This window comes from Streptomyces aurantiacus (genome assembly GCF_027107535.1).
Lineage (GTDB): Bacteria > Actinomycetota > Actinomycetes > Streptomycetales > Streptomycetaceae > Streptomyces.
The window spans coordinates 6,934,797-6,949,950 of sequence record NZ_CP114283.1; the positions used below are offsets into that span (position 1 = coordinate 6,934,797).

Genomic DNA, 15,154 nt, shown 5'->3' on the forward strand with positions numbered 1-15,154 from the left:
GGACATGCCGGTCCCCGGACCGCCCGTCCGTGGACCGTCGTGATTCCCACGGTGCTGGTTGTGCACCTGAGGTCTGAGTACCCAGTGATCCGCGCCGCCAACTCAGCTGTCGGCGGACGACTCCCGGTGGCGCAGTTTGTGCACCGCGGCGCCGAACGCGCCGGCGATCAGGACACCGCCGGTGACCAGCGCGATCGTGGAGTCGGTGAAGGCTCCGCCCTCACCGGCGTGTACCCCGTGCTGCATCCCGGTGCCGCGGGAGCTCTCGCGGGACACCGTGAAGGACGCGCTCCACTGCTTGCCCTCGCCGCCGGGCGCGGCCGGGCAGACGCCTTCCGCGCTCCACTCGGAGGTCTTCCCGGCGCTCTCGGGTCCGCCGTCCTCGAAGTTCGCGGCGGGCGCGATCCGGGCGGTGCCGCTGTAGGCGGGGCCGCCCGCGGGACCGCCCTTGCCCTCGGGGCCGCCCTCGGGACCGCCGTCGGCGCCGCCCTGGGCCTCGTGCAGCTGGACGGTGCCGTGCTCGAAGGCCTGCGAGGTGGCGTCGATGGTCTCGGGCGGTGGCCCGCCGGTCGGTTCGCAGGACACGGAGACGGTGACGGTGCCGCCGGGAGCCACGGTGCGCGGGCTGACCTCGGCGGCCGGGTTCGCCGCCGCGGCCGCCGCGGCGGTGCCGAGTGAGAGGGCGGTGAGGGCGGTGGCGGACAGGACGCGGGCGGTACGGCGCAGGCGCATGGACTCGGTCTCCTCCGGCCGACTGGGGACCTCACACCCGTGTGCGGCGGCGGAGGCGGGGCACGACCGGCATGCCCCGCAGTCCATCAGAGCCCCCACTCGGCCGGGGCGCGCGCCGCCGGACACCATTCGTGCCATGGGGGCACCCGAGCGGGTGACGCGAAGGCCGGGAACGCCGGCCACGACCGGCGTCCGGCCCCGACCCGAAGGGTGCGCGGAAATGCGGCGCGCACGGTGCCGTCGGGTGGGCCCGGGCCGCTACGGTCCGGCGGCCGGCGCCGGACCCCGGCTGCCCCCGGGAACGCCCAGGGGCGGGGCGACGGCGGCCCGCGGGGCCCTGGCACCCCGCGCCGCCGTCGGAGCGCCGCGGGGCCGCACCGCGGGAGGCGGTGTCACGCGATGTCCTGCATCACCTGGTCCCGCAGTCGGTTGCAGCACCGGCTGATCAGCCGGGAGACGTGCATCTGGGAGATACCGAGCTGTTCGGCGATGCGGCTCTGGGTCATGTCACCGAAGAACCGCATGTAGAGGATGGCCCGTTCGCGTTCGGGCAGGGCCTCCAGACGGGGCTTGACCGCCTCGCGGTCGATCACCACGTCGAGGGCAGGATCGGCCGAGCCCAGGGCGTCGCTCAGCGAGTATCCGTCCTGGCTGCCCGGCAGTTCGGCGTCGAGCGAGAGCGCCGTGAAGCTCTCCAGAGCCTCCAGACCGGTGCGTACGTCGTCCTCGCTCATCTGCGCGTGCTGGGCGATCTCGGCGATGGTGGGCTGGCGGCCGGGGATCGTCTGGGACAGGTCCTGACGCGCGAAGCGGACACGGTTGCGCAGGTCCTGGACCCGGCGCGGTACGTGCAGGGTCCACATGTGGTCACGGAAGTGACGCTTGATCTCACCGGTGACGGTCGGAACGGCATAGCTCTCGAAGGCGTTGCCGCGCTCGGGGTCGTAGCGGTCGACGGCCTTGACCAGGCCGAGCGCCGCGACCTGCCGCAGGTCGTCGAAGCTCTCGCCCCGGCTCCGGAATCGGCCGGCCAGCCGCTCGGCCATGGGGAGCCAGGCCTCGATGATCTGGTCGCGGAGGGCGTCGCGCGGGCCGCCCGGAGGAAGCGAAGCGAGCTTGCGGAAGTCCTCCGCGGTGTCGGGGGCGTCGTCGTGCGGGTGGTGCCGGGCGCTCGCGTGAGTTCGCATGATGCGTGCAACTCCCTTGAGGGGTGCTCTGGTTGGACGGTCAACCGTGAGAGCGCACCCTGAGCCGGACGGGCACACCCGTGGGCGGGCATTCACTACTCCCACGGACGTGCCTCCTGTCCGAAGCACTGCTTACGCGCCTGCCCCGCGTCATGCGGGGCAAACACGGGTGGGTTCGCCGGAGTTCGGAAGGTTTGGGCACATGCCGTACGGGAGGCGTTCCGTCCGGTCAGTGGCTCAGCGCGGTGCCCTCCGCCTCCATGGGCTGGTGGACGGGTGGACCCGGGAGCAGCCAGTCCTCGTCCGGGAGCAGCCATTCCTCGTAGCGGCCGAGTGCCAGGACCACGCCCAGCATCACTATCGGGATGAGCACGGCGAGAACCGCCATGATCCTGTCCTTCCCCAGGGGGATCGCGGTGAGGAGCGCAGGCCGGGTCTCCCTGTCCCTGACGGACAAACCCCTCGTGCGGACCCTTCGCGAAGCCTCCTCGAGCCACCCGCGAACCTCCTCGGACCCAGTCGGTCCGAACCCCTCCGTGTCGACGTCCGGGGCTCGGGTACACGGGCGGCCGACCCCGAACATCTGGAGGGACACATGGAGCGAGGCAGCAACCGCCTCAGCGCCCACCGTGACGAGGAGATGAAGCACGAATTGCAGGGTCTGCTGCGGTCGGGCCATCCGACCCGGGTGGAGGAGTGGAACGACCCGGAACCGGTCGCCGACGACGATCCGCCGATCGCCGGAGGACCGGTGCGGCCGGGCACGGACCACGCGCCCGTGGCGGCCGTCCGTCTCGAACTGGCCCGGCATCTGGGCCGTACGTCGTTCCCCGCGGGCCCCCGCGAACTGGCCGACGTCCTGCGGAGTCAGTACGTGCCGGACGCTCTCGTGGAACCACTGGAGCACCTGCCGGAGGAGGCGCGCTACGCCAACGCGCGGGAGCTGGCCGAGGCCGTCGTCCGCACCGGGTCCGGCGGTGCCGTCGCGCCCGGCGAACCGGCGCCGGAGGCATAGCCCGCCGCCTCAGGGGTACTGCGGCGACGTGACGGCGGGGCATCGGCGATGTCCTGGTGGCCGGGGACGACGGCGGGATCGCCGGCGTTCCGACAGGCCGGGACGACACCCGCGCGCCGTCGAGGGCGTCCGCGCGGTCGGCGTCGCCGACCCGGGCGCTCCTCACCGTCTCCGAGAACCCGGGCTCGACCCGGTCGTCCGGAAAGACACCGGGTGACGCCGCACGAATCCGCGGAGAAAGGACTGGAAACCCACATGCGTATCGCGTTTCTGATGGCGCCGGAGGGCGTCGAGCAGATCGAACTCACCGACCCCTGGCACGCCGTCGTCGACGCGGGTGGCGAGCCCGTGCTGCTGTCGACGGAGCCGGGGCAGATCCAGGCGTTCAACCATCTCGACAAGGCGGACGTGTTCCCCGTGCAGCAGGTCGTGGGTGAGGCCACGGCCGACTCCTTCGACGGCCTGGTGCTGCCGGGCGGCGTGGCCAACCCGGACGCGCTGCGCACCGACGGGCAGGCCGTGGCGTTCGTCCGTGACTTCTTCGAGCAGGGGCGCCCGGTCGCCGCGATCTGTCACGCCCCGTGGACGCTCATCGAGGCCGACGTGGTCCGCGGCCGCACCCTGACCTCGTGGCCGAGCCTGTGCACGGACATCCGCAACGCGGGCGGCACCTGGGTCGACGAGCAGGTGTCGGTCTGCGAGGCGGGGCCCGCGACGCTCGTCACCAGCCGCAAGCCGGACGACCTCAAGGCGTTCTGCGAGGCGTTCGTACCGGAGTTCCAGAAGCACAGCAGGTCGACGAAGCAGGGCTGACGCCCGGTCTCGTACGCCGGGATTCTGGCCGTCCGGCCACTCCGGCTCCGGACGTACGGCTCGGCCCCGACGGCTCCCGCTCACCGAGCGGGGGCCGTTGCGTGTCCGGAGCAGCGCCGCCTCCGGAACGGGTGAGGCTCTGCGGCGGGCGTCGCCGGGGCCGGCCGTGCCGGCGTGGGGCCGGGCAGGGGTCACACACCGGCGTCCGGCCGGCGCTCCCGTGCTCCCGTGCGGGTTCTGCCCGGGGTGACCGGTCGGCGCGGGTTGCGACGCAGGTACTCGCCCTCCAGCTCGGCCATCCGGACGTTGTGCGTGCGCAGGGCGTCGTTCGAGCCGTGCAGCAGCGTGTCGTGACGGGTGCGGTGGATCGTCTCCAGCTCTCTCATCAGCTGCTGGTCGTCCAGAAGGCCCGGGTCGACTCCGGTCATGGTGGTAACCCCGATCGTCTTGTCCGTCGGCACGGTCCGGGTACCCCCACCGGGTCGGCCATGTCCCGGGCGGCACCCGGGAGGGGGAGGAGCAACGGATCCCGCCTGCCACTCCCCACTTTACGAACACCTCGGGCCCGCACGCTCCCGCAGGGGCGCGGGGAACGGGGCGAGCGGCTAGCGGGCCCGCTCCACCCGGCGCTCGTCCCATACCGGCTCCGGCGTCTCCCGCACCCGTCCGTCGCTGCCGAACACCAGATATCGGTCGAACGAACGAGCGAACCACCGGTCGTGGGTGACGGCCAGCACCGTTCCCTGATAGGCCTCCAGCCCTTCCTGAAGGGCTTCGGCCGACTCCAGGTCGAGGTTGTCGGTGGGCTCGTCGAGGAGCAGGGCCGTGGAGCCCTCCAGTTCGAGCAGGAGGATCTGGAAACGGGCCTGCTGACCGCCCGAGAGCCGGTCGAACCGCTGCTCCGCCTGAGCCGTCAGCTCGTACCGCCGCAGCCGGGACATCGCGGCGCCGCGGTCCTGGGCGTGCTCGGTCCACAGGATGTCGAGCAGCGGGCGCCCTACCAGTTCGGGATGCGCGTGGGTCTGCGCGAAGTGACCGGGCACGACCCGCGCGCCGAGCTTCCACTCCCCCGTGTGCTTCACGTCGCCGCCCGCGAGCAGGCGCAGGAAGTGCGACTTGCCCGAGCCGTTCGAGCCGAGCACCGCGACCCGCTCGCCGTAGAAGACCTCCAGGTCGAAGGGTTTCATCAGCCCGGTGAGTTCGAGCCCCTCGCACGTCACGGCCCGTACGCCGGTGCGTCCGCCGTGCAGGCGCATCGTGATGTCCTGCTCGCGGGGCGGCTCCGGCGGCGGACCGGCCTCCTCGAACTTCCGCAGCCGGGTCTGGGCGGCCTGATAGCGCGAGGCCAGTTCATGGCTGATGGAGGCCGCCTGGCGCAGGCTCAGCACCAGCTTCTTCAGCTGGGCGTGCTTCTCGTCCCAGCGCCGCCGCAGCTCCTCGAAGCGCGCGAAGCGCTCGCGGCGGGCCTCGTGGTACGTGGCGAAGCCACCGCCGTGCACCCAGGCGTCGGCGCCCGCGGGCCCCGGCTCCACGCTGACGATCTTCTCGGCTGACCGCGCGAGCAGCTCCCGGTCGTGGGAGACGAACAGGACCGTCTTGCGGGTCTCCCGCAGCCGCTCCTCGAGCCAGCGCTTGCCGGGGACGTCGAGGTAGTTGTCCGGTTCGTCGAGCAGGAGCACCTCGTCGGTGCCGCGCAGCAGCGCCTCCAGCACGAGCCGCTTCTGCTCACCGCCCGACAGGGTCCGCACCTCGCGGAACTGCGCCTTGTCGTACGGCACGCCGAGGGCGGCCGTGGTGCAGATGTCCCAGAGCGTCTCCGCCTCGTACCCCTGGACCTCCGCCCAGTCCGAGAGCGCCTGCGCGTAACTCATCTGCGCGGCCTCGTCGTCGACCGTCATGATGGCGTGCTCGGCGCGGTCGACGGCCCGGGCGGCCTCCCGGATCCGGGGCTGGGCGACCGACACGAGCAGATCGCGCACGGTCGTCTCGTCCCGGACCGATCCCACGAACTGGCGCATCACGCCGAGCCCGCCGCTCACCGTGACGGTGCCGCCGTGCGGTTTCAGCTCCCCCGAGATCAGCCGGAGCAGCGTCGTCTTCCCTGCGCCGTTGGGCCCCACGAGCGCGACCACCGCCCCTTCGCCCACCCGGAAGGACACATCGCCGAGCAGCGCCCTCCCGTCGGGGAGGTAGTACTCAAGGTGCGCGGCTTCGAGATGTCCCATGGTCGCGCATTGTCCGGGGCGGACGGGGGACGGAGCAAACGGATATGCGAGGTACGGGGCCGCCGGGGTAGACGATGGAGCATGACCGCAGACGTAGACCTCACCGCCACCCGAGCCGGCCATGCCGTGCGCGACCGGCTGCTGGCCCTGGACTGTCGCCTCTTCCAGGCCGTCGCGGCCCGGCACTGGCCGGGTGCCGACCCGCTGCTGCCGAGGCTGAGCCGCAGCGCCAACCACGGGGTGCTGTGGTTCGGCGCGGCGGCGGCTCTGGCGGCGACACGCTCCCCGCGGGCGCGCCGTGCGGCCGCCCGCGGTGTCGCCTCGCTGGCCCTGGCCTCGGCCACGATCAACACGCTGGGCAAGCGCTCGGTACGCCGTCCGCGCCCCCTGCTGGACGGCGTGCCGGTGATGCGGCAGCTGAAGCGGCAGCCGATCACCACCTCCTTCCCCTCGGGGCACTCGGCGTCGGCGGCGGCCTTCGCGACGGGCGTCGCCCTGGAGTCCCGCCCGCTCGGCGCCGTCGTCGCCCCGGTGGCCGCGGCGGTGTGCCTGTCCCGCATCTACACGGGCGCTCACTACCCGAGCGACGTGCTCGCCGGGGCCGCCTTCGGCGCGGCCGCCGCGTTCGCCGTACGCCGTCTCGTGCCGACCCGTGACCAGCTGCCGCCCCCGGGGCGCCCGCGCGCGGACGCGCCCGCGCTGCCGGACGGAGAGGGGCTGGTGCTCGTGGCCAACAAGGCGGCGGGCACCTGGGAACGCATGCGCGCCATCGGTGACGCCCTGCCGCTCGCGGAGATCGTGGAGTGCGAACCGGCCGATCTGCAGGCCGAGCTGGAGAAGGCGGCGAGTCGCGCCACGGTGCTGGGGGTGTGCGGCGGCGACGGCACGGTGAACACGGCGGCGACCGTGGCGCTGCGCCGCGGGCTCCCGCTCGCGGTGCTGCCGGGCGGCACCCTCAACCACTTCGCGCAGGACCTGGGCGTGGAGGACGTTCGCGGCCTGAGCAGTGCGCTGACGGCGGGGGACGCCGTACGGGTGGACGTGGGCCGGTTCTCCGCCGGTGACCAGGAGGGCTTCTTCCTCAACACGTGCAGCCTGGGCGTCTATCCCGAGCTGGTCCGCGAGCGGGACCGCTGGTCCGGGCGGATCGGCGGCTGGCCGGCCGGAGTCGTCGCGGCCCTGCGCGTCCTGCGCCACGAACGTCACCCCCTGCGGGCCGAGTTCGACGGCAGGGAAAGGCCGCTGTGGCTCCTGTTCGCCGGGAACGGCACCTATCACCGGATGGGGCCGCTGCCCGCCCGCCGGTACGACCTCGCGGACGGCCGGCTCGACGTGCGTGTGGTGCACGGGGGCCGCTTCCCGGCCGTGCGCCTCTTCGCCGCGGCCGTCGCCGGACCGCTGACCCGCTCCCCCGCGCACGCGGCGGTACGGGTCGGCGGCCTGCGCGTGCAGGGCGTCGAGCCGGGCACCCTGCTGGCCTTCGACGGCGAAGTCACCACGGTGGAGGGCGATGTGACGCTCCAGAAGCTCCCGGAGGCGCTGACGGTCTACCGTCCGGCCCGAAACCGCTGACCTCCGCCTCGTCACCCGTCGTCACCGTCCACCGGCTCCGCCGCCGACACCCCGCTCGTCCACATGATAAGACGCGGGTCTCACAATCCGAAATGGCGGCGTAACGTGACACGAGCCCGCGGAGTCGCTCCGCGGGCTCGTACGAGGGAATGGGGACGCCGCCATGCCGAAGGAGACCGCCGTCTACACGCACGGCCACCACGAGTCCGTACTGCGCTCCCACACCTGGCGCACGGCCGAGAACTCGGCGGCCTACCTCCTCGGCTCGCTGAAGCCCCACATGCGGATCCTGGACATCGGCTGCGGGCCGGGCACCATCACCGCCGACCTGGCCGAGCTGGTCCCGGACGGTCACGTCACCGGCGTCGACCACGCGCCGGGCATCCTGGACCTGGCCCGCGCCACCGCGGCCGAACGCGGCCTGCGGAACGTCGAGTTCGCGGTGGCGGACGTCCACGCGCTGGACCGGCCGGACAACACCTTCTGCGTGGTCCACGCCCACCAGGTGCTGCAGCACGTCGGCGACCCGGTTCAGGCGCTGCGGGAGATGTACCGGGTCACGAAGCCGGGTGGGTTCGTCGCCGTCCGCGACTCGGACTACGCGGCGATGACCTGGTACCCCCCGTCCCGCGGCATGGACGACTGGCTGGACCTGTACCGCCGGGTGGCCCGCGCCAACGGCGGTGAGCCGGATGCCGGGCGACGCCTGAAGTCCTGGGCCCTGGAGGCCGGCTTCGAGGACGTCACCGCCTCCTCGAGCACCTGGTGCTACTCCACGGCCGAGGAGCGCGCCTGGTGGAGCGGCCTGTGGGCGGACCGCACGGTCGCCTCCGCCTACGCGGACCGCGCCACGGAGGGCGGCCACGCCACCGCGGAGCAACTGCACGCGGTGGCGGAGGCCTGGCGGGAGTGGGGCCGGCAGGAGGACGCGTGGTTCTCCGTCCTGCACGGGGAGATTCTGTGCCGGAAACCGGCCTGATCTCCCGTTTCGGGAAACCCGGGGGCCGCTGGTGCCGGTGGTAGGTGCCTGTCGGCAGCCCTACTCCCTGGGGAGCAGCGGTCCGAGCGGCCCCAGGTCCAGATTCAGGTCCTCGGGCCGCAGTCCGTAGCGATCACGCAGCTCGGCCATCCGGTCGTCCAGAAGCATCAGGGTGAGACCGATCCGCTCCTCCTGCTCCTCCGTCAGCTCGCCCGTGTCGAACCGGCGTATGGCCTGCCGCTCCATCAACTGCCGCAGCAGTTCGACCACGGTCAGCACGAGCTTGACCAGATCCCGCTCCACGGTGTCCGGTTCGAGGTCGAGGCGGTTCCGCCCGGTCTTCCCGGCAGGTCCCGCGCCGGCCCCCCGGGACGACCCCTCACCGGCCTTCCCCGCGGCCTCGGCGCCGGCCCTGCCGACGAGGGCCGGCTCGCCGCCTGCCCTCCCGGGAACCTCCCCGCCGCTCTGCGCGTAGGTCCTGCCGGCCGTTTCCCCGCTCACGACAGGTCCCCCCAGGGTGCGGGGACCTTTTCGTTCACCGAGCTGATGAGCGCGTTCAGGTCGATGCGCACGAGATCGACGTCGGCGATCCGCAGCGTGAGATCACCGGTGATGACGACACCGCCCGCGAGCAGCCGGTCGAGCAGATCGACGAGGGCGATCTCCCGGCGTTCCACGACAGTCACGCGTCCTCCCCGCTGAACGAGTAGGCCGCCCAGGGACCGGTGAGCTCGACACGCAGGCCGGGAGCGTCGTCCTTGGTGCGGTCCACCATCTCCACGAACGCCTCGGACTCCGAACGCGGCACCAGATAGGCGGCGTTCAGGATGTTCTGGCCGGATGCGCGGGAGAGCGCCGCGTTCTGCGGGGCGTGGATCCGGGTGTCCTCCGCGTACCCGGAAAGGGAGCCGTGCAGCCGCCGCGCGAACTCCTCGGCGTGCTCCCACTTCTCCTCGCTGGCCTTGCGCTGACTGCGCCGTTGCCTCAGATAGTCGCGCCCCGACACGGATTTCCCGGCGGAGGAAGCCGCCCGGGCACCGGTGTCCGCGGAGGCAGCCGGGGTCCCGGCGGATTCCGCGTCCCCGGAGCCCTCCGCGGATTCCGCGTACACCTTCACTCCCCATTCGACCCGCCCGTCGAGCCGGTCGAGGGTCCGCAGGAAGGTCTCCTCCCGCTGCTCCATCATCGTCCGGACGCCGCTGTCGTCCCGGAACACGGTGGCGAGCCGGAGCGGCAGCGGCGAGGTGACGACGGTGAGCGCGTCGATCACGTTCTGGTGGGCCCGCGCGGTCGTGCCGAGCCAGTCCAGGTCCTCCAGATGGGCCCGCAGCGGCTGCTCGGCGAAATCCTCCTCCGGCACCTGGCCGACGACGGCGACCAGCCCGTGGTGGACCAGTTGCTTGGGCGGCACACCACCGACCCCCGTCAGCTGACGCGGCAGGGACGTACCGAACGGGCGGCACACGGCGTAGACGTAGCGCAGACCACTCATCCTTGGGCCTCCTCCTCCGAGGGTTCACGCTCGCGCGCGGGCACCGCGGCGCGCGTGTTCTCCAGCTCCGCGACCTGGGCGCGCAACTCGGCGTTCTCACGGGCGAGTTCGTCGCGCCCTGCACGGGAGGAGAGCTGTGGATCGGTCTCCCACCAGTCGATGCCCATCTCCTTGGCCTTGTCGACGGAGGCGACGATGAGGCGCAGCTTAATGGTGAGCAGTTCGATGTCGAGCAGATTGATGCGGATGTCGCCCGCGATCACGATGCCCTTGTCCAGCACCCGTTCGAGGATGTCCGCGAGGTTGGCACCGCCACCGCTCCCGTAGGGGTCGGGCAGGCGCTGAGCCGTGGTCATCGACGGCTCCGGGTACCGGCGGGCTCACGATCGCGCTCGTCCGTCTCTTCCTCGACGGCTTCCTCTTCCTCCGGTTCGTCCTCGTACTCGGACTCCGGGGCGTCCTCGTCCTCGTACGCCTCCTCGTCCTCCTCCTCGTACTCGGACTCGGGCTGGTCCTCGTCCTCAAGGACCTCCTCGTCCTCGGGGACCTCTTCGTACTCGGCGGACTCCTCGTCCTCCAGGGCCTCCTCGTCGGCCGAGGCTTCCGCGTCCTCCGCGTCCTCCGAAGTCTGCTCGGACTCCTCCTCGGCGACAGCGTCCTCGTGGCTCGTGACCACCTCGCCGTCGCGGATCTCACCGCGCCAGCCGTCGTCGGCCTCACCCTTGATCGTGATGAACCGGGCGAAGTTCTTGAGGTCGAGGCGGGCCCTGCGGCCCTGGGCGCGCCAGATGTTGCCGGTCTTCTCGAACAGCCCCTTGGGGTAGTACTCGATGACCAGCAGGACGCGGGTGAGGTTCTCGGCGAGCGAGTGGAAGGTGACGACGCCCTTCGTGGTGCCCTTGGCGCCCTCCGACGTCCAGCTGATCCGCTGGTCCGCCACCTGCTCGGTGGTGTGCGCCTTCCAGCTGCGGCTGGACCAGAAGATCTTCATCTGCCAGTCGGACGTCGTGTCGTCGGCACCGCTCGCGCTCTTGACGCCCTTGGCGAAGGTGCTGAAGTCCTGGTACTGGGTCCACTGGTCGTACGCCGTGCGCAGCGGCACGCCGACATCGATGAACTCGATGATGACGGTCGGCTTCTGACCCGAGCCGCCCTTGCGCTTGCCCTTGCCGCCGGTCAGGTTCTTGAAGGCGCCGACCACGCTGTCCTTGGCGCGGCCCGCACCGAGCTCCAGCGCGGTCCTCATCGGCCCCTTGCCCTCGGACAGCTTGCGGCCGCCGTCGACTGCGAGCCTGGCGAAGCCGGGGCTCTCGCCCGAGGCGATGTCGTTGAGCTTGCCCGTCGTCGCACCGAGCTTGTGCCCGAAGCCGACCAGCAGCCGCTGGGTCTGGGCGGCCAGGTACGCCTGGGCCTCTTCCTTGAGCCGGTCGACCGCCTCGCTCTGGGCGACGGAGGTCAACGGGTTGCTCTTGGCCTGCTTGGTCGCGGACCCGAGGGTGTCAGTCATCGTCGCCGCCTCCCCTCGTCGTACGGGCCCGGGTGGTGCGGCGCGCGGCCGTCTTCTTCGCCGGAGCCTTCTTCGCGGCCTTCGCCGCCGTCTTCTTCGCCGGAGCCTCCTTGGCGGGGCTCCGCTTCTCCGCGGCCTTCTTCGCGGTCTTCTTCGCCGGAGCCCGCTTGCGAGGCGGCGGACTGTCCTCGGCTCCGTCGTCGGACCCGTCGTCGGCCGACCCGCGGTCCGCCGCCTCGTCGTCGTCCACGTCATCCGTGGTGCGAGGCGCGTCGTCCGAGTCGTCGTACCGCTCGTCCTCGTCGTACTCGTCCTCGTCGTACTCGTCTTCCGGCTCTTCGTCCTGGCGGCGCTTCTTCTTTCGCGCCCCGGGGACGTCCGGGACCGCGTCCGGGACCACGCCCGCGAGCTGGTCCTGCACCTGGCTGGTCCGTCCGTGCAGCCGGTCGGCGAGACCCGTGATCTGCCGCTCGACGAGCGCTCCGGAGGCGGCCTTGCCCACACCGCGCAGGTCCTGACGCAGCTGGTCGCCGATCTCCTTGAACTGCGGGTTGTTCTGCAGCTGCTGGGAGACCAGGTCCGCGAGCGCACGCGGGCTGAGCTGCATCCGCTTGCCGGCGACCATCGTGCCGACGGCGAACGCCAGTTTCATCTTCTTGGTACGTCCGAGGACGTATCCGGCCCCTACGGCGAGGCCAAGCCCTAGTCGGTTCATCGTGTCGTCCCGTTGTTGCCTGCTCCGGTGCCCCTGCTCATGGCTATCTCCAGCCTGTCGAGGAGCTCGTCCTCCATGCGGTCGAACTCCGCTTCGTCGATCTCGCCGGCCTCGAGGCGTTCCTCGAGTTTGCCGAGCTCGGCGCGGACCGCCGCCGGGTCGTAGTACTGGCGCTCGGCCTCGTTCACCACCTGCTCCATGGCCCAGAGGCTGCCGCGCACGGGGGCGAACGGCAGCATCAGGACTTCTCCGATCAGCCCCATGCCATCAACTCCTGTGGTCAGGCGCTCAGTTGCTCGCCTCGGCGGGCTGGGACGGACCTGGCTCGACGAAGCTGTAGGGGGGCAGCGGTCCGTGGACGCGCAGGTCCAGGTGCGGGTGTCCCTTGCGGACCTCCTCGACGGTGGCGATGAACGTCTCGGCCTCGTCCCGGTCCACGAGGAACGAGAGGTTGGCCAGCCAGCCAGTGGACTCGGGGCCCGCGCTCACCGCGGCGGCGACCGGCTCCAGGAGCTGCTGGATCTGCGCGGCGTCCTCCACCTCGCGGTGCTTCACCGCGGCGACCACCATCTCGCCCAGCCGCAGCTTGTCGTCGTAACTGCCGCCGCCCGCGCTTCGGTTGGCCTCCGTGAGCGCCCTGACCTCGGGGTTCTCGGACATCACCCGGTGCAGTACGGCCTCTTCGTCGTGCGTGGCCTTGACGTTGTACTCGACCTTGCCCGCCAGCGCTTCGAGGCGCTCCTTGAAGTGGTCGGCGCGCTCGGCCAGGACGCTGGTCACGGCCGCGTCGTCGGGCGACACACTGCCGAACCGCATGGGCAGCACCGGTCCGGCGGCGCCGGCCTCGGCCAGCACGTTCTGGTGGGCGAGCAGGTCCCTGCGCTTGGGCCGCAGCCCCTCGGGCGCGTCACTGACGACCGCGGCGAGGTCGCCCTCCTTGATGACGCGCACCGGCAGGGGCGGCTCGCCGACGCCTTCCGTGCCGTCCGGGAGCGTGGGCTGCGAACTGGACGTGATGCCGTAGACGTACGTGCTCACTCCTGCTCCTCCTTCCGGCGCGAGGCGGTCGACTTACGGGCACGCGGCCGCGACTCGGTCTGGCTCTCCTCACGGGACTGCTTGAACGCGTCCGAGATGGTCTCGGCCGCACCCGACAGCGCCCCCTTGGACTTGCCGCGCGCACCGGACTCGGTGATGTCGCCGACCAGGTCGGGGAGCCCGGGACTGCGCTTGGACCCGGCCTCCAGGTCGAGCCGGTTGCACGCCTCCGCGAAGCGCAGGTAGGTGTCCACGCTGGCGATGACGACACGGATGTCGATCTTCAGGATCTCGATGCCGACGAGAGAGACCCGAATGAAGGCGTCGATGACGAGCCCCCGGTCGAGAACGAGCTCGAGCACGTCGTAGAGGCCGCTGGAGCCGCCTCCGCCGCCGGATTGCTGTGCCGGAACAACGGTCATACCTACCGGACCTCCTGGTGAGTGGGGGTGTGTGAGCGGACGGGCCGTCTACCGGCCGCCGGGCTTGCGCGCATCGGCCCTCCCGCGTTCGTAGCGTCGGACGCGGCGATAGCCGGTGAGCCCGCCCCGCGGATCGAGGCTCACCTCGTACGTCGCGAGCAGGCTCATGGTGTCGGGGACCCGGACGAGTTCCAGGACCTCGATCTCCAGCGTCCAGCCGTCGTCGGTCCGCTCGAAGGACGACACCGACTCGGCCTCCATGCCGGTCAGCTCCGCGAGTTGGGCGCGCGCCTGGCGCAGCACCTCCATGGGCCCCAACTCGTCGTCCTCCGCCGCGTCCTGCTGCTTGCCCTTGGACGAGTTCGATGAACTCTGTGAATCTGATGTGTTGGATGTGTTCGACATGGCCACCTCGTTCATCGAGTGGCCCGGCGATCGTCGGCCAAACCTATGAGCTTCGGTGATCAGCCGCGCAGGGCGTTCAGCCGGCGCCGGGCGGGCCCGAGCGCCCGCCCGCTTCGCAGCAGGCCTGACCAGGGGTTGGTGCGTGCCTGGTCGGCGGCGTCCGCGATGGTCCAGCGGCGTGCGCCGAGTTCCGGATCGTCGAGTTGATCCCAGGTGACGGGTACGGCGACGGGGGCGCCGGGTGTGGCGCGGACGGTGAACGGGGCGACCGCGGTCTGGGCGTAGGCGTTGCGCTGGATGTCCAAGTAGAGCCGGTCGCCGCGGTCCTTCTTGCGGGCCTTGGTGGTGAGCCGGTCGGGGTGGGCCTCGGTGAGCGCGTCGGCGGTGTCCTTGGCGAAGCGGCGCACCTCGTCGAAGTCGTGGTGCCCGTTGAGCGGTACGACGACGTGCAGGCCGCGTGAGCCGGTGGTCATCAGGGCGGAGGGCAGCCTGAGTTCGTCGAGGAGTTCACCGAGGAGCCGGGCGGTGTCGCGTACCGGCTCGAAGTCGTCGGTCGCGGGGTCCAGGTCGAAGACCATCCGGTCCGGCCGGTCGACCGGGCCGTCGGACGGGGCCCGGGCCAGCCACCGGTGCAGGGTCAGGGCGGCCTGGTCGGCGAGGTAGACGAGGGTCGCGGTGTCCTCGCAGACGGGGTGCAGGACCGTGCCGCCCTCCTTGGGCACCTCGACGCGCCTGATCCAGTCCGGACAGTGGTCCGGGACGTTCTTCTGCATGAACCTCGGCCCGTCGAGCCCGTCCGGGTACCGCTCCAGCATCAGCGGCCGTCCCCGCAGGTGCGGCAGCATGAACGGGGCGATCTCCCGGTAGTACTCGACGAGGTCGGCCTTCGTGTACTCCTTCGCCCCTCCGCCGCCGGGGAACAGCACCTTGTCCGGCCGGTGCACCTCGACGGTGCGCCGGCCCGCGCGTACGGTCCGCACGGCGGTTCCCTCCGGTCGTTCCTTCCGGTCCGGTTCCTTCCGCGAGCGTCCCTGCGCTCGCGCGCCGTCGGC

19 protein-coding genes and 1 pseudogene are annotated in these 15,154 nt (G+C 71.7%); 4 read left to right on the forward strand and 16 right to left on the reverse strand.

The window, feature by feature from the left end:
• Window positions 1-102 precede the first annotated feature (102 nt).
• From O1Q96_RS32825 to O1Q96_RS32835, 3 genes are all read right to left on the reverse strand, one after another.
• The gene (locus O1Q96_RS32825) at window positions 103-732 is read right to left on the reverse strand and encodes a hypothetical protein (RefSeq protein ID WP_419586986.1); all 630 of its coding nucleotides are present in this window, start codon (window positions 730-732) and stop codon (window positions 103-105) included.
• Window positions 733-1,124: 392 nt separating this feature from the next.
• Window positions 1,125-1,919, reverse strand: coding sequence for an RNA polymerase sigma factor SigF (locus tag O1Q96_RS32830; protein ID WP_269251606.1), 795 nt, complete (start codon window positions 1,917-1,919; stop codon window positions 1,125-1,127).
• Window positions 1,920-2,148: 229 nt separating this feature from the next.
• Window positions 2,149-2,307 carry a hypothetical protein gene (locus O1Q96_RS32835; protein ID WP_269251607.1) on the reverse strand — a complete coding sequence of 53 codons (159 nt, stop codon included), beginning with the start codon at window positions 2,305-2,307 and terminating at the stop codon, window positions 2,149-2,151.
• Window positions 2,308-2,514: 207 nt separating this feature from the next.
• Here O1Q96_RS32835 and O1Q96_RS32840 point away from each other — a divergent pair, with 207 nt between their 5' ends.
• Window positions 2,515-2,934 (forward strand): DUF2795 domain-containing protein, encoded by a 420-nt coding sequence (locus tag O1Q96_RS32840; RefSeq protein WP_269251608.1) that lies wholly within the window; start codon window positions 2,515-2,517, stop codon window positions 2,932-2,934.
• Between the two features lie 255 nt (window positions 2,935-3,189).
• Window positions 3,190-3,747, forward strand: a complete 558-nt coding sequence (locus O1Q96_RS32845) for a type 1 glutamine amidotransferase domain-containing protein (RefSeq protein ID WP_269251609.1) — start codon at window positions 3,190-3,192, stop codon at window positions 3,745-3,747.
• Window positions 3,748-3,938: 191 nt separating this feature from the next.
• Here the strand turns inward: O1Q96_RS32845 and O1Q96_RS32850 are convergent, their stop codons facing one another.
• Together O1Q96_RS32850 and O1Q96_RS32855 are read right to left on the reverse strand one after the other, a co-directional pair.
• Window positions 3,939-4,175 carry a DUF6158 family protein gene (locus O1Q96_RS32850; RefSeq protein ID WP_269251610.1) on the reverse strand — a complete coding sequence of 79 codons (237 nt, stop codon included), beginning with the start codon at window positions 4,173-4,175 and terminating at the stop codon, window positions 3,939-3,941.
• Window positions 4,176-4,352: 177 nt separating this feature from the next.
• Window positions 4,353-5,972 carry an ABC-F family ATP-binding cassette domain-containing protein gene (locus tag O1Q96_RS32855; protein WP_269251611.1) on the reverse strand — a complete coding sequence of 540 codons (1,620 nt, stop codon included), beginning with the start codon at window positions 5,970-5,972 and terminating at the stop codon, window positions 4,353-4,355.
• Between the two features lie 81 nt (window positions 5,973-6,053).
• Here O1Q96_RS32855 and O1Q96_RS32860 point away from each other — a divergent pair, with 81 nt between their 5' ends.
• A complete protein-coding gene (locus O1Q96_RS32860; RefSeq protein WP_269251612.1) occupies window positions 6,054-7,544 on the forward strand; it encodes a bifunctional phosphatase PAP2/diacylglycerol kinase family protein in 1,491 nt (496 codons plus the stop codon).
• A 163-nt stretch (window positions 7,545-7,707) separates the two neighbouring features.
• Window positions 7,708-8,523, forward strand: a complete 816-nt coding sequence (locus O1Q96_RS32865; RefSeq protein ID WP_269251613.1) for a class I SAM-dependent methyltransferase — start codon at window positions 7,708-7,710, stop codon at window positions 8,521-8,523.
• A gap of 60 nt (window positions 8,524-8,583) precedes the next feature.
• On the opposite strand, the pseudogene O1Q96_RS32870 reads toward O1Q96_RS32865, so the two are convergent.
• From O1Q96_RS32870 to ligD, 11 genes and pseudogenes are all read right to left on the reverse strand, one after another.
• Window positions 8,584-8,856, reverse strand: a pseudogene (locus tag O1Q96_RS32870) (gas vesicle protein K); the annotation flags it as partial.
• Between the two features lie 164 nt (window positions 8,857-9,020).
• A complete protein-coding gene (locus O1Q96_RS32875) occupies window positions 9,021-9,209 on the reverse strand; it encodes a gas vesicle protein (RefSeq protein WP_269251614.1) in 189 nt (62 codons plus the stop codon).
• Window positions 9,206-10,015 carry a GvpL/GvpF family gas vesicle protein gene (locus O1Q96_RS32880; RefSeq protein WP_269251615.1) on the reverse strand — a complete coding sequence of 270 codons (810 nt, stop codon included), beginning with the start codon at window positions 10,013-10,015 and terminating at the stop codon, window positions 9,206-9,208. Before O1Q96_RS32880 ends, O1Q96_RS32875 begins: the two co-directional genes overlap by 4 nt.
• Complete coding sequence (locus O1Q96_RS32885; protein ID WP_217452894.1) at window positions 10,012-10,371, reverse strand: gas vesicle protein; 360 nt, start codon at window positions 10,369-10,371, stop codon at window positions 10,012-10,014. The genes O1Q96_RS32880 and O1Q96_RS32885 overlap by 4 nt, the downstream gene beginning before the upstream one ends.
• Window positions 10,368-11,522 (reverse strand): SRPBCC family protein, encoded by a 1,155-nt coding sequence (locus O1Q96_RS32890; protein ID WP_269251616.1) that lies wholly within the window; start codon window positions 11,520-11,522, stop codon window positions 10,368-10,370. Before O1Q96_RS32890 ends, O1Q96_RS32885 begins: the two co-directional genes overlap by 4 nt.
• Window positions 11,515-12,237 (reverse strand): DNA primase, encoded by a 723-nt coding sequence (locus tag O1Q96_RS32895; protein ID WP_269251617.1) that lies wholly within the window; start codon window positions 12,235-12,237, stop codon window positions 11,515-11,517. Before O1Q96_RS32895 ends, O1Q96_RS32890 begins: the two co-directional genes overlap by 8 nt.
• A complete protein-coding gene (locus tag O1Q96_RS32900; protein ID WP_217452897.1) occupies window positions 12,234-12,500 on the reverse strand; it encodes a gas vesicle protein GvpG in 267 nt (88 codons plus the stop codon). The genes O1Q96_RS32895 and O1Q96_RS32900 overlap by 4 nt, the downstream gene beginning before the upstream one ends.
• Window positions 12,501-12,525: 25 nt before the next feature.
• Window positions 12,526-13,275, reverse strand: a complete 750-nt coding sequence (locus O1Q96_RS32905; RefSeq protein ID WP_269251618.1) for a GvpL/GvpF family gas vesicle protein — start codon at window positions 13,273-13,275, stop codon at window positions 12,526-12,528.
• Window positions 13,272-13,697: a gas vesicle structural protein GvpA gene (locus O1Q96_RS32910; RefSeq protein ID WP_269251619.1), complete on the reverse strand. Its 426-nt coding sequence runs from the start codon at window positions 13,695-13,697 to the stop codon at window positions 13,272-13,274. Before O1Q96_RS32910 ends, O1Q96_RS32905 begins: the two co-directional genes overlap by 4 nt.
• 48 nt (window positions 13,698-13,745) lie before the next feature.
• Window positions 13,746-14,102: a gas vesicle protein GvpO gene (locus tag O1Q96_RS32915; protein ID WP_269251620.1), complete on the reverse strand. Its 357-nt coding sequence runs from the start codon at window positions 14,100-14,102 to the stop codon at window positions 13,746-13,748.
• Between the two features lie 59 nt (window positions 14,103-14,161).
• Complete coding sequence (gene ligD, locus O1Q96_RS32920) at window positions 14,162-15,082, reverse strand: non-homologous end-joining DNA ligase (protein WP_269251621.1); 921 nt, start codon at window positions 15,080-15,082, stop codon at window positions 14,162-14,164.
• Window positions 15,083-15,154 lie beyond the last annotated feature (72 nt).